The 12,693-nt window shown below is 72.3% G+C and carries 10 protein-coding genes; 6 read left to right on the plus strand and 4 right to left on the minus strand.

Annotated features, from left to right (window positions below; genetic code table 11):
* Window position 1: 1 nt before the first annotated feature.
* The gene (locus tag AB0N16_RS17975) at window positions 2-1,975 is read right to left on the minus strand and encodes an Ig-like domain repeat protein (protein WP_365797670.1); all 1,974 of its coding nucleotides are present in this window, start codon (window positions 1,973-1,975) and stop codon (window positions 2-4) included.
* 649 nt (window positions 1,976-2,624) lie between these two features.
* Between AB0N16_RS17975 and AB0N16_RS17980 the strand changes: the two genes are divergently transcribed.
* The 4 genes from AB0N16_RS17980 (at window position 2,625) to AB0N16_RS17995 (ending at window position 6,934) form a co-directional block, all read left to right on the plus strand.
* On the plus strand, window positions 2,625-3,968 hold the full coding sequence (locus AB0N16_RS17980) for a helix-turn-helix transcriptional regulator (protein WP_365797672.1): 1,344 nt from the start codon (window positions 2,625-2,627) through the stop codon (window positions 3,966-3,968).
* A gap of 224 nt (window positions 3,969-4,192) precedes the next feature.
* Window positions 4,193-5,197, plus strand: coding sequence for a permease (locus AB0N16_RS17985; protein ID WP_365797674.1), 1,005 nt, complete (start codon window positions 4,193-4,195; stop codon window positions 5,195-5,197).
* Window positions 5,194-6,024, plus strand: coding sequence for a TIGR03943 family protein (locus AB0N16_RS17990; protein ID WP_365797903.1), 831 nt, complete (start codon window positions 5,194-5,196; stop codon window positions 6,022-6,024). The genes AB0N16_RS17985 and AB0N16_RS17990 overlap by 4 nt, the downstream gene beginning before the upstream one ends.
* A 115-nt stretch (window positions 6,025-6,139) precedes the next feature.
* A complete protein-coding gene (locus tag AB0N16_RS17995) occupies window positions 6,140-6,934 on the plus strand; it encodes an SDR family oxidoreductase (RefSeq protein ID WP_365797676.1) in 795 nt (264 codons plus the stop codon).
* A gap of 100 nt (window positions 6,935-7,034) precedes the next feature.
* Here the strand turns inward: AB0N16_RS17995 and AB0N16_RS18000 are convergent, their stop codons facing one another.
* Window positions 7,035-7,820 carry a hypothetical protein gene (locus tag AB0N16_RS18000; RefSeq protein ID WP_365797678.1) on the minus strand — a complete coding sequence of 262 codons (786 nt, stop codon included), beginning with the start codon at window positions 7,818-7,820 and terminating at the stop codon, window positions 7,035-7,037.
* 463 nt (window positions 7,821-8,283) lie between these two features.
* Here AB0N16_RS18000 and thrS point away from each other — a divergent pair, with 463 nt between their 5' ends.
* Window positions 8,284-9,501 carry a threonine--tRNA ligase gene (gene thrS, locus AB0N16_RS18005; protein ID WP_365797680.1) on the plus strand — a complete coding sequence of 406 codons (1,218 nt, stop codon included), beginning with the start codon at window positions 8,284-8,286 and terminating at the stop codon, window positions 9,499-9,501.
* A 72-nt stretch (window positions 9,502-9,573) separates the two neighbouring features.
* On the opposite strand, the gene AB0N16_RS18010 is transcribed toward thrS, so the two are convergent.
* Window positions 9,574-10,146, minus strand: coding sequence for a TetR/AcrR family transcriptional regulator (locus AB0N16_RS18010; protein WP_365797682.1), 573 nt, complete (start codon window positions 10,144-10,146; stop codon window positions 9,574-9,576).
* Window positions 10,147-10,241: 95 nt separating this feature from the next.
* Here AB0N16_RS18010 and AB0N16_RS18015 point away from each other — a divergent pair, with 95 nt between their 5' ends.
* Window positions 10,242-11,129, plus strand: coding sequence for an SDR family oxidoreductase (locus AB0N16_RS18015; protein WP_365797684.1), 888 nt, complete (start codon window positions 10,242-10,244; stop codon window positions 11,127-11,129).
* Window positions 11,130-11,543: 414 nt separating this feature from the next.
* Here AB0N16_RS18015 and AB0N16_RS18020 read toward each other — a convergent pair whose 3' ends face one another.
* The gene (locus tag AB0N16_RS18020; RefSeq protein ID WP_365797686.1) at window positions 11,544-12,482 is read right to left on the minus strand and encodes an LAETG motif-containing sortase-dependent surface protein; all 939 of its coding nucleotides are present in this window, start codon (window positions 12,480-12,482) and stop codon (window positions 11,544-11,546) included.
* Between the last annotated feature and the right edge of the window lie 211 nt (window positions 12,483-12,693).

Consider the following 12,693-nt stretch of genomic DNA (forward strand, 5'->3'; position numbering starts at 1 on the left):
ACTAGCTCGTGAAGGTGAAGTACTTCCACGCCCCGTAGGTCGTGGAGTTGACGGTGTCGCCGGACGTGCCGTTGATGTAGTCGGAACGGACCCGGAAGCGCCAGCCGACGTCGTCCTTGTGGCTGCCGGTGAACTCGACCTGGGAGATCCCGTCGGTGGCCAGCGCGAAGTACTTCGAGTCGTCCGAGTACCACGTGCCCTGGTAGTAGACCTGGAAGTCGAACCGCTGCGAACGGCCGGGGTAGTAGGCCATCTTGGTGGTGAACAGCGGGTTCTTGGTCTTGTGGAAGACGTAGTACTTCTGTCCCCACGCGGTCTTCGTCTTGTACTGACGGCTCGGCGTCATGGAGATGCTGACCTTCGCGCCCACCGAGCTGGACACCGACCGCGGCTGCCAGCGCGCGTCGCCCGTGAACTTCGCGGTGACCTTGGTGTCGCGCTTGAGGTCCAGGGTGACGGACAGGTTGCCGTGCGAGTCGACCTTGCCGGACTTGGCCAGCTTGTTGGGCTTGTCCGAGCCGAACGGGTCGGCCCAGATCTCCACCGTGCGGTTCTTGTACGTCGTACCGAGGTGGGCGGTGAACTTCACGTCCTGCCCGTACGCGTACACCTTGCCGTTGTTGTTCAGCGTCAGCGTCGGCTTGGCGCGGGAGACGTCCACGGTGTCCTTGGCGGAGGCGGCCGTGTGGTCTGCGTCGCCCGCGTAGGAGACCTGGTACGTCACCTTGCCGCCGGCCGGCGGGGTGTCGGTGAACGAGTAGGTGCCGTCGGCCTTGACGGTGACGGCGGGCAGCGCCTTGCCGTTCGGGGAGTCCAGGTCGGTGCGGGTGACCGCGAGCTGGGTGCCGGCGGGCAGCGCGGTCGTCGAGGAGACCGTGCCGGTGACGGTGAGCTGCTTGGCGCGGGTCGCCGTCGCCGGGGCGTTCACCGTGACGGTGGTGGCCGCCCGGCCCGGGGTGTCGTACTCGCGCAGGGAGTACACGTCCGCGTCGTTGTACGTCACCGCGAACAGGCGGGAGCCGTCCGGCGTCCAGGCCAGGCCGCCGTCGGCGAGCGTGTCGGCGCCGCTGGACGTACCCGTGTTGGGGAAGTCGTACGTGCGCACGGCCTCGCTGCTGCCCGGGTGGAAGATGTAGATGTCCGGGTCGTACCAGGCGAAGCTGCCGCCGGCGACCGTGCCGTCGGGCGCGATCGCGACCGCGTTCGGGTAGGCGGTGCTGGTGTACTTGCCGTCCTCGTTGAGGTCGGACGTCTTGTACACCTGGTGGTAGTACGGCGCCCCGCTGGCCACCACGACGTCCTTGCCGTCGGGGGTGACCTGGAGGTCGTTGAGGTTGCTGCCGTCGGTGCGGATGTGGGCCAGCTGGGTCGCGGTGCCCGACGAGACGTCGTACGAGGACAGCGACGCGGGGCTCAGGTCGCGGTCGCCGGCGACCAGGATGTCGGTGCCCGGTGCCGCATCCAGGATGGGCGCCGAGTACCAGCTGCTGTCCTGGCCGAGGGTGACCTGGTGGTCGCCGGTCAGGTCGACCGAGCCGATGTTGCCCTCGGCGTCACCGCCGTAGCCGAACCACAGCTTGCCGTCCGCGACGGCGACGCTCCGTGGCTTGTCGCCCACGGCGTAGCGGGTGGTCTCGGCGTCCGTCGCGGTGTCGATGACGGCGACGGCGTCCAGGTCCCGGACGGCCGCGTAGAGGGTGCCGGAGTCGGCGGACAGCTCGAGGCCGGTGACACCGGAGAGGTTGGTGGTGAGCTGCTTGAGCACGTTGCCCGAGTAGTCCGTCACGACGATCTTGCCGTTGCTCGGGTCGCTGATGAAGACCTGCTGGTGGACGCCGTCGACGACGATGTCACCGGTCGACTTGATCGGCAGCAGGGCGCTGGTGTCGGCGAAGGCCGGCGTGGTGGCGGCCAGGGCCGCGGAGCTGAAGAGGACCGCCAGGGTGGTGGCGGCCGTGATGGTGCGGGTGCGCATACGCACGCTGATTCGAACCCCCCGGAACGAATGAAGTGGGTGCCACGGACCTCGGCCCACATGTGTGCGTGCGCTGTGAGCCGGGTGTGGCGGATGCGATGAAGACTAGGACATGCCACTGACAAACAGCACCCGGGATTCCCGGCCACGGGCGAGCCGGGTCAGGCGTACCCGCCGAAGGTGATGCCGGTCGGCTCCGCCTGTCGAGGCGGTCGTCGAACCGGGAGTCCTGGAGCGGGAAGTTGACCGGCAGGCGAGGGGACGTCGGCCGGCCGCGGGGAGGCGCGTCGGCCGGCAGGGGGGAGCGCGTCGGCCGGCCGGTGGGAGGCGTCAGCGGGGGGCGTGTTCGGCGGTGGCCGGCACGGAGGAGCGGGAGCCGTCGTCCGTCGCTCTGGCCGGGCCCGCGTTCGCTGCCGTGATGAGCGCGGCCACAGCGATCACGGCAGCTGCCACACTACGGGCGGTGGGGGTCCCCCCGATCGAGCGAAGCCGGGAGTGGGGGAGTGCGGTGGGGCGTGCGGATGTGCGTCCGAGCACGGCGACCTCGCAACGACAGGGGCGGGTTAAGCGTGTTTAACTCGCCGTTTAACCTATGGGCTTACACAGCTCAACGGCAAGGGGTCCAGGGGGAGTTGGGGGGAGTGACAGAATGCAGGAGCGGGACGATCCGGTGACCGTCGGGCGACGGGTGCAGCAGCTGCGCACCGAACGGGGGCTGACCCAGCGCCAGCTGGCCGAACCGGCCTACACACCGGCCTACATCTCCACACTGGAGGCGGGGCGGGTGCGGGCCTCCGACGAGGCGCTGCGGCACATCGCCGGGCGGCTCGGTGTCGGCTTCGAGGAGCTGGTCAGCGGGCGCCCCGCCCATCTCGCCACCGACCTCAGGCTGCGGCTCACCGAGGCACAGCGCACCCTGGCCACCGGCGCGGCCGAGGAGGCCGCCGTCCTGTACGCCGGCCTCTTCGAGGAGGCGGAGGCGCACGGGCTGTCCGTCGAGCAGGCCACCGCGCTGCTCGGGATGGGTGAGTGCGCCCTGGACACCGGTGAGCTGGGCCGGGCCCGGGAGTTCTTCGAACGGGCCGAGCTGTGGACGGCCGACGAGCCGCTGCCGGTGCGCGTCCCGGCGATCCGCGGCCGGGCCGTCAGCCACTACTTGGCCGGTGAGCTTCGTTATGCCGTCTACCTCCTTGAGACCACGCTCGACGAGCTGAACCGGAGCGGGCTGCACGACCCGGACGCGCTCCTGCTGCTCTACGCGTCCGCCATCGGCCCGTACATGGACATGGGCGCCCACGCCCGCGCCGCCCAGGCCGCGGAACTCGCCCTCGCCCTCGCCCCGCAGGCCGGCGACCCCGCGCTGATCGCCCGGATGCACCGCTCCGTCGCCCGCACCCTGCTCGCCGAGGGCCGGGTCGCCGAGGCCGACGCCTCGCTGGCCAAGGCCGCCGAGCTGTACCGCCAGCTCCAGCTGCGCACCGAACTCGCCAACTGCCACTGGATGCGCGGCTACGTCTGCGCTCAGAACGGCGAACTGGAGCGTGCGGAAGGGGAGTTGCGGGAGGCCCTGGCGATGTTGTCGGAGACCCGGGCGGCCCTGTACCGCAGCCAGGCCGCCGTCGAGCTGGCCGACGTACTGCACCGCCGGGACAAGTCCGAGGAGGCCGCCGCACTGCTGAACGACGTGCTCGGCGACTTCTCCTCCGAGCGCGGTGCGGTCCACGCGGCCGCCGCGCACCGCCTGCTCGGCATCATCGCCGAGGACGCCCGGGAGACGGAGGCCGCGGAGGAGCACTACGTCCGCGCCCTGAGCCTGCTGGAGCGGGCGGGCGCGGCCGGGGACCTGGCGGACCTGTGCCGGCTGCTGGGGGACCTGCTGCGCCGCACCGGCCGGGTGGAGGCGGCCCTGGACGCGTACCGCACGGGTCTCGGCCACCGAACGGCCCCGGGCACCACGACCCTGGGCCCGGCGCCGGCCCAGCCGCCGTTGTAGGGGCTGCCGCTACCGTCCTGGATCCGCACCCTCGGCATCCCCGTCACGGTCCAGGCGGCCTACCTGACGGGCGAGTCCCACCTGCGCGGCCCACTTACGCCGGGGCGCTGGGCGGACCTCACGGTGTGGGACCGGGACCCGGCGAACGAGCCGTCAGCCACCACACAGCCTTCTCCCTGCCAACTGAACCCCACCCCATAGCCGCCCTCGCTACCGTCCCCACGGTGCACAGCCAACGGACGGCAACCGACACCCTGCGCCTCCTCCTCCGCGCCCTCGTCCACGCGGTCCTCGGCGGCACCGCCCTCCTCGCCATCGCGACCGTCGCCTCCGTCCTCGGGCCCACCCTCGCCCTGGACCTCTACACCCCACCGGTCGCCGCCTGGTGGACCGTGTTCACGGCGGTCGCCGTCCAGGGCGTCCCCTTCCTCCTCCTCGGCACCGTCGTCTCCGCGGCGATCGGCGCCTTCGTCCCGGAGCGGGTGTTCACCCGCCTCCTCCCCCGCAACCAGGCTCTCGCCGTTCCCGTGGCGGGGGCCGCCGGCGTCGTACTGCCGGGCTGCGAGTGCGCCTCCGTCCCCGTGGCCGGCGGACTGATGCGCCGCGGGGTCGCCCCGGCCGCGGCCCTCGCCTTCCTCCTCTCCGCACCGGCCATCAACCCGGTGGTCCTGGTGGCGACCTCCATCGCGTTCCCCGGCCGGCCGGAGATGGTCCTGGCCCGCCTGCTCGCCTCCCTCGGCACCGCCGTGGTGATGGGCTGGCTGTGGGCACGTTTCGGCCGCGACGAGTGGCTGCGCCCACCCCGCACCGCCCAGGACTCCCACACCACCGGCCCCCGCGCCTTCGTCACCGGCCTCCAGCACGACTTCCTGCACGCCGGCGGCTTCCTGGTGCTGGGCGCGGGGGCCGCGGCGACCTTCAACATCGCCGTGCCCAGATCGGTCCTGGACGTCTTCACCGGCTCCGCGTGGACGGCCGTCCCGCTCCTCGCCGTGCTCGCCGTCGTGCTGTGCGTGTGCAGCGAGGCCGACGCCTTCGTGGCCGCCTCGCTCAGCGCCTTCCCCGCCACGGCGAGGCTGGCGTTCATGGTGGTGGGCCCGATGGTCGACCTGAAGCTGATCGCCCTCCAGGCGGGCACCTTCGGCCGGGGCTTCGCCCTCCGCTTCTCCTCGGCGACCTGGCTGGTGGCCCTGTCGGCCAGCGTCCTGGTGGGGTGGTGGCTGCTGTGAGGCGCTACGGCGGACCGGTCCTGCTCTGCCTGGTCGGCGCGGCGGCCCTGCGGATCACCCTCTTCGGCGACCTGTACCTGCGGTACGTACAGGCGTCCCTGCGCCCGTACCTGATCACCTCCGGGATCGCCCTGATCCTGCTGGGCCTCACGACGGCGGCACTGCGCAGCCGCACCACGGACGACCATGACCACAGCGACGACCATAACCACAGTGGCGACCATGACCACAGCGACGACCATAACCACAGTGGCGACCATGACCACGGCGACGACCATGACCACAGCGAGGACCACGACTACCACCACAACCACGAGCACCACCACAACCACGGCCCCCGGATCGCCTGGCTGCTCACCCTCCCCGCAGTCGCCCTGCTCCTCTTTCCCCCGCCCGCGCTCGGCTCGTACAGCGCGGAGCGCGAGGCGGCGCAGCGGGCGGCGCAGGGGGTCGGGGACTTCCCGGCGCTGCCCGCCGGGAACCCGGTGCCGCTGACGCTCGCCGAGTTCAGCTCACGGGCGATCTACGACAGCGGGCGCTCGCTGACGGGCCGTACGGTCCGTATGACGGGCTTCGTCACGTCCGGCTCCGCCGGTGGTACCTGGTATCTCACCCGGCTGATAGTCACCTGCTGCGCCGCCGACGCCACCACCAGCAAGGTGGAGATCAGGGGCGAGGACGCGCCGCTCACCGATACCTGGGTCACCGTCACCGGCACCTGGCACCCCAAGGGCAAGCTTGGCTCGGACGCGGCCTGGCCGCCGGTGCTGGACGCGAAGTCGGCACACACGGTGCGGCAGCCGTCGGACCCGTACGAGACGCCGTAGCCCGTTCGGGTCAGGCGGGTGGGTCGTGCCGCCCGACATGACGGACGGTGGCATGCAGAGGCACCTGCACACAAACCCTGGCATTCACCGGCGTACGAAGGGAACCCTCCCGCCCATGCGTATCGATCTGACAGGACGCACCGCACTGGTCACCGGCTCCACGCAGGGGATCGGTGCGGCCATCGCCGTGGGGCTCGCCCGGGCCGGAGCCCGTGTCGGCGTCAACGGCCGCGACGAACGTCGGGTGGCCGACAGCGTGCGGGCGTTGGCCGAGCAGGCCCCCGGCGCCGACCTGGTGCCGGTGGCCGCCGACGTCTCCACCGACGAGGGAGCGGCCCGGGCGACGGAACTGCTGCCCGGGGTGGACATCCTCGTCAACAACCTGGGTGTCTTCGGGGCCGCCGACCCGTTGGAGCTCAGCGACGACGAATGGCGCCGCTACTTCGAGGTCAACGTGCTCGCCGCGGTACGACTGACGCGGCTGTACCTGCCGGGCATGACCGAACGCGGCTGGGGGCGCGTGCAGTACATCGCCAGCGACTCGGCGGTGGCCATCCCGGCCGAGATGATCCATTACGGGATGTCGAAGACCGCGCTGCTGGCGGTGAGCCGCGGATTCGCCAAGAAGGCGGCCGGCACGGGCGTGACGGTGAACTCGGTCATCGCGGGCCCCACGCACACCGGCGGCGTCGAGGACTTCGTGTACGGCCTCGTGGACCGGGACCTGCCGTGGGAGGAGGCGCAGCGCAGGTTCATGCGCGAGTACCGGCCGCAGTCCCTGCTGCAACGGCTGATCGAGCCGGAGGAGATCGCCCACATGGTCGTCTACCTCAGCTCCGAGCAGGCGTCGGCCACGACCGGGGGCGCCCTGCGGGTGGACGGCGGTTACGTCGACGCGATCCTCCCCTGACCGGTCGACGCGGTCCTCCCCTGACCGGTCGACGCGGTCCTCCCCTGACCGGTCGACGCGGTCCTCCGCCGACCGTCGGCGCTGGGTTCCAGGACGGGCCCTAGGCCTGCGCCCGGCCCTGTTCCCGTACCTCGGCGAGGCGCCGGACGCCGATGTCGAGGGTCTGTGCGGCGATGTCCGCCGGGAGGGTGCCGAGGGCGCCGGCGGTGAGGACGATCGCGTCGTCGCCGACGCGGACGACGGCGATGTCGACGGTGAGGGTGGTGGGATCGTCGCCCGGGGAGGGCTGCGCGGTGAGGGTGACCCGCAGCCCCTGCCGGGCCTCGCCGAACTCCGGCAGCCGGTAGTCGGCGACCTGGACAGCTTCGGTCCCGGCCGAGGTGGTCTGCGCGGCGAACTGCCCGCAGACGCCGGGCACCGCCCGCAGCCAGGCCAGAGTCCGGTCCACGTCGGCGGCGCGGCTCGCGTAGACCTGGTAGCGGAGCTGGGCGTCGTCGTCGCCGTCGTCGAGGACGGTGACGGCGTGCGGGCCGGCCGGTTCCAGCAACTCGTCGGCGTACAGGGTGTCGAGGAGGCGCTGGCAGTCGGGCTGCCCGGCGACGGCCTTGAGCAGCCCGTCGTGCCAGGTGGCGGTGGAGTCGCCGGCCGTCCACGGCACCCCGAGGTCGGCCTCGCCGATCAGCGCCGACTGGGCCTGCCCGGGGGTGAGCGCCGGGGTGCCGGGCGAGGCGGCCGGGCTGGCGGGGGCGGGAGCGGGCTGCTCGGCGGCGGTCGCGTTCGCCGCCGGGGAGGCGCCCGGAGCGGACGCTTCCGGCGGCCGTCCGGCCGTACAGGCGGAGACGGCGAGCAGACCGGCCACGGCAAGACCGGAGGCGATGACTCTCATGGCGGGGCCTCTCCGGGAACAGGAGCGGTGGGACGCGTGAGATCACGCCATCACCACTGGCGTCCGCCTACCACCGCTCCGGTCCGTCCGGGTGAGGGCTCACCTGTTCGCCGACTGCCCGGCATTCAGCTAGACGCACCCGAGTTCAACCCGGTCGACACTGCCCACGACGATGGCGCTCACGGTCCCGGCTGGCCCGGCGTACGTGCCGACCTTCGCGCCGATCCCGGCCCCGGGCGGACGGGGGGGCAGGCTGGAAGCAGGCTGGAAAACCTTTCGCCAGGTGTCCCGTCTTGTCGTTAGCGTGTCGCGCATGAAGCGCGCCCTGCCGTGTCCGTTCCGTACGACGACGCCGGAGACCGTCCCGGCGCGCTGACATCCGATCTGTCCGAAGCCCCGGGGGAACGTCCCGGGGCTTTGTCGTGTCGCGGGTCGTTCGCCTCTCCGACGAAGGAGATCCGCCATGCAGGACCACCGCCGGCTCGGCCGTGAACTCGGCCTGTTCGACACCGACCCGCTGATGGGCGCGGGCCTGCCCTACTGGCTGCCCGACGGGGCGGTCGTACGGCACACCCTGGAGGAGTACGTCCGGGACGCGGAGCGGCGCGCCGGGTACCGGCACGTGTACTCGCCCGTCCTCGGTAAACGCGAGCTGTACGAGATCTCCGGGCACTGGTCGCACTACCGCGAGGACATGTACCCGGCCATGCGGGTGGGGGCGGAGGAGGTCGTGCTGCGGCCGAGCCTGTGTCCGCATCACGCGCTGATCTACCGGTCCCGGGCCCGCAGTTACCGGGAACTGCCGCTTCGGATCGCCGAGTTGGGGGCGATGTACCGCGCCGAGCTGTCCGGTGTCCTCGGCGGTCTCACCCGGGTACGGGCCATCCAGCTCAACGACGCCCACATCTTCTGCACCCTCGACCAGGCCGTCGAAGAGGCCCGCGCCGCCCTCGAGTTGATCGCCCGCGCCTACGCCGACCTCGGCATCAGCGCCGTACGGCACCGGCTCTCGCTGCCCGGCGAGGGCGGGAAGTACGTCGCCGACCCGGAGTTGTGGCAGCGGGCCACCGTGCTGCTGCGGGAGGTGCTGGACGGGGCGGGCGTGGCGTACGAGGAGGTCGAGGGGGAGGCCGCGTTCTACGGCCCGAAGATCGACGTGCAGATCGCGGACGCGGCGGGGCGGGAGTCGACCCTGTCCACCGTGCAGATCGACTTCCACCAGCCGGAGCGGTTCGATCTGCGGTACGTCGGGTCGGACGGCGGCAGGCACCGGCCGGTGATGGTGCACCGGAGCGTGATCGGGAGTGTGGAGCGGGCCGTCGCGCATCTTCTCGACGTGCACGGCGGCGCCTTCCCGGCCTGGCTGGCGCCGGTGCAGCTGCTCGTCCTGCCGGTCGCCGAGGCGCAGCTGGCGCAGGCGGGGGCGCTGGTCGCGGCGGCGGTCGCGGACGGGCTGCGGGCCGAGGTGGCCGGTCCCGGGCAGGGCAGTCTGGGCGCGCGGGTGCGCGACGGCAGGCTCGTGCCGTACCAGGCGGTGATCGGCGAACGCGAGGCAGAGGCGGGGCTGGCGGCCCTGCGGCTGCGGGACGGGCGCCGGGTGGGTGCCCTGCCGGTGGCGGAGCTGGTGCGGCGGATCGGGGAGCGGGTGGCGGGACGGGGGACCGCGCTGTGGGCCGGGTGACGGGCGGAGCGAGGGGCCGGGCGATGGGCCGGGTGACGGGCCGGGTGACGGGGTGGCCGGGGAGGACGGCCATCAGGTGAGGGCGGCCGCCGCCTCGCGGAGTTCGGCTAGGGCGTCGTGGGCCAGGCCGGGGAAGGGGCGGTCGTTCTCCGGGACGATCCACCGGGCGAAGGCCGTGGCGAAGGCGCGGACGCCCAGGTCGGCGGCGAGGCTCGCGGTGGGGTCGGGGACGCCGCGGCGGCGGAGGGCGTCGGTCAGGGTCGCCGCGAGGTTGAGCTCCTTGAAGGCCAGGCGCTCCCGCAGTTCGGTGTGGCCGGCGATGACGGCGCCGAGGCGGGGACCGAACTCGCGCTGTTCGGGGGTGAAGGACGCGGTCAGGGCGTCCAGGGCCGCGGCGACCGCCTCCAGCGGGGTCGCGGAGGCCGGAGCCGCCTCGGCGCCCTCCGTGAGGAGGCGGCCGTGCACCTCCTGCCCGGCGAACAGCACCTCGCGCTTGTCCGGGAAGTGCCGGAAGAAGGTCGTCTTGGTCAGTCCGGCCCGCTCGGCGATCTGGGCGACGGTGGTGCTGTCGTAACCCTGCTCGCCGAACAGGTCGATCGCGGCCTGCACGAGTCGCTGTCGTGCGTTCGGTTCCCATCGAGCCATGGGCACAGCTTAGGTGATGTGACTCGGTACCATCACAGTGCTACGGTGACGGTACCGAGTCACATCACCTTCTTCTCGTTCCCGGGAGAGCCGTCATGCGTGTCTTCGTCACCGGCGCCAGCGGTCATATCGCCTCCGCCGTCATCCCCGAACTGCTCCGGGCCGGGCACGAGGTCGTCGGCCTCGCCCGGTCCGACCGCTCCGCCGCGGCCGTGACGGCACTGGGCGCCGAGGTGCGCCGCGGTGACCTCGCGGACCTGGACGGACTGCGGGCGGCCGCGCGGGACGCCGACGCCGTCGTCCATCTCGCCTTCGACCACGCGGCCATGGCCGCCGGGGACATGGCCGGTGCAGCGGCCACCGACCTGGAGGTGACCCGGGCGTTCGGCGAGGTGCTCGCCGGCACCGGCAAGACCCTCATGGGGATCGGCATGGGGAGCGACGGCAACGAGCACGTCGAACAGGCCCTCGACGCCCACCCCCGGTCCGCCACCGGGCGCCTGGTCGGCGAACTCACCGAACAGGGCGTGCGTACCGTGCTCGTCGGGATACCGCCGGTCGTGCACAGCACCCTGGACCGGGGCGGGTTCCTGCCGACACTGATCCGGATCGCCCGGGCCACGGGGGTCTCCGGCTATGCCGGGGACGGCGGGAACCGGTGGTCCGCCGTGCACACGCTGGACCTCGCCCGGCTCTACCGGCTGGCGCTGGAGCAGGCGCCCGCGGGAGCGCGACTGCACGCCGCCGCCGAGCAGGGCGTCACGGTGCGGGAGATCGCCGAGGTGATCGGGGCACGGCTGGGCCTTCCGGCCGAGAGCATCCCCGGTGAGCGGGCCGCCGAACACTTCGGGTTCTTCGGTGCGCTGATCACCTACGACATGCCGTTGAACAGCGGGCGGACGCGGGAGCTGCTGGGGTGGGAGCCGAGGGAGGCGGGGCTCGTGGCCGACCTCGAGGAGGAGCACTACTTCAAGGACGAATGAGCCGGGGCGAGAGGCGCCCGCCGGTGGGTCGGCGCGGGGGGACCTGGGCCTGCCCGCGTCCGCCCGCCGGCCCGCCGACGTCGACGCCGTCACCCTGCTCCGCCGCGAGATCCTCGCCTCGCCCCTGGACGTGGCCCTGGACATGGACGTGGCACGGTACGTGCGGCTGTATCTGGAGACGGTCGTCACCGGGTGAGCGGCGGGGCCCCGCCGGTCATCGAGCCGGGCGGGCTGCTCGGCCGTACCCGCGCGGCCATCCTGGAGGTCTCACCCCTGACGGCGGCCTCGACCAGCCCTGCAACCGGGGTCCGGTCTGGCACATCGAGAACCGCTGAGCCACGGCCGTACAGGTACGCCCCAGCCGCTCGAGACGGCCGGGGCGTACCTGTGTCGTGGTGTGTGCGGGGCCTCGGGTCAGGCGCGGGTCGCCTTACGGCGTCGCGTGGCGACGACGATCGCCGCGCCGCCGGCCAGCAGCACGGCCGCGCCGCCGGCGATGAGCGGGGTGGTGGAGCTGGCGCCGGTGTGGGCGAGGTCGCCGCCACCGCCGGAGTTGGTGCTCGGGGCCGGCGCGGGGGCGGTCGTCGACTCGGAGGCGGAGGCCGACGGGGTGGCCGTGCCGGTCGACTCGCTCTCCGAAGGCGACGGGGTCTCCGCGGCCGGCGGGGTGGTCTCCTCGGCCGGGGTCGACTCCGAGGCGGAGGGCGACGGGGACGGGGAGGACGACTCGCCGGTCGCGCAGTCCTTCGTGCCGCCGTTCCAGGACGCGATCAGCTTGTCCTTGATGACCGCGTGGTCCGGTCCGGCCGGCAGGTCGCCGTGCTCGAAGCCGTCGTTCGCGTCCTTCTCGCCGTCGAACTTGACCGCGCCCCGGTACAGGTCGATCTGCGCGAAGCAGCCGGCGTCCGGAACCGCGATGTCGAGGGAGTCGGTCTGGCCCTGCTTGACCGTCACCGAGTCGAAGTCGACGAAGATCTGCTCGCCCGAGGTGGCGAAGGTGGCGCCGTGGGCCAGGTAGGAGGCGAGCGAGGCGGTGCAGCTCGCGGCGTCGGCGGCGGCGCGGACCTTGATGTGGACCTTGCCGTCGTCGGTGACCTTCAGGTTCTGGTCGTCGACCTTCACCGAGTCGAAGAAGTTCGAGCCGTCGACCGAGAACTGGCACTTGTCGGTGCCGGTCTCCGTGCCGGCTCCGGTGCCGGGGCTGTAGTGGCCGCCGGACTTCCAGCCGTCACCGCCGGGAGCGCCGTGTGCGAAGGCGCCGGACGCCCCGGCGACGGAGGCGGCACACAGGGCGAACGACGCGAGGCCCGTCCCCAGCAGGCGGCGCGCGGTGACATGTCTGGTTATGGACATGGATATCCCATCGTGGATCTCGCGAGAAGAGCAGCGGAGGCTGCGGAAAACGAAGAAGACACCAGGCTCATTGGTCACATGCGCCACGGTGTGCGCCCATGGTCGTGTGACGTGCCGAAGCCTGTCAACCTGCCCTGAATCAAGAGAGGTTCGGGGCTCATTACAACTCCCTCACACAGGGAATGATCCGCTCCGGGCGGTGTGAAGGTTC

Origin of the sequence: Streptomyces sp. NPDC051105 (assembly GCF_040682795.1) — a bacterium.
Classification (GTDB): domain Bacteria; phylum Actinomycetota; class Actinomycetes; order Streptomycetales; family Streptomycetaceae; genus Streptomyces.

Excerpts from the sequence above, each read along its gene's own strand:
- AB0N16_RS18020 (WP_365797686.1), bottom strand. The coding sequence starts at position 12,482 with ATGTCCATAACCAGACATGTCACCGCGCGCCGCCTGCTGGGGACGGGC.
- AB0N16_RS17995 (WP_365797676.1), top strand. The coding sequence starts at position 6,140 with ATGCGTATCGATCTGACAGGACGCACCGCACTGGTCACCGGCTCCACG.
- AB0N16_RS17975 (WP_365797670.1), bottom strand. The coding sequence starts at position 1,975 with ATGCGCACCCGCACCATCACGGCCGCCACCACCCTGGCGGTCCTCTTC.
- AB0N16_RS18010 (WP_365797682.1), bottom strand. The coding sequence starts at position 10,146 with ATGGCTCGATGGGAACCGAACGCACGACAGCGACTCGTGCAGGCCGCG.
- AB0N16_RS18000 (WP_365797678.1), bottom strand. The coding sequence starts at position 7,820 with ATGAGAGTCATCGCCTCCGGTCTTGCCGTGGCCGGTCTGCTCGCCGTC.
- AB0N16_RS18015 (WP_365797684.1), top strand. The coding sequence starts at position 10,242 with ATGCGTGTCTTCGTCACCGGCGCCAGCGGTCATATCGCCTCCGCCGTC.
- thrS (WP_365797680.1), top strand. The coding sequence starts at position 8,284 with ATGCAGGACCACCGCCGGCTCGGCCGTGAACTCGGCCTGTTCGACACC.
- AB0N16_RS17980 (WP_365797672.1), top strand. The coding sequence starts at position 2,625 with ATGCAGGAGCGGGACGATCCGGTGACCGTCGGGCGACGGGTGCAGCAG.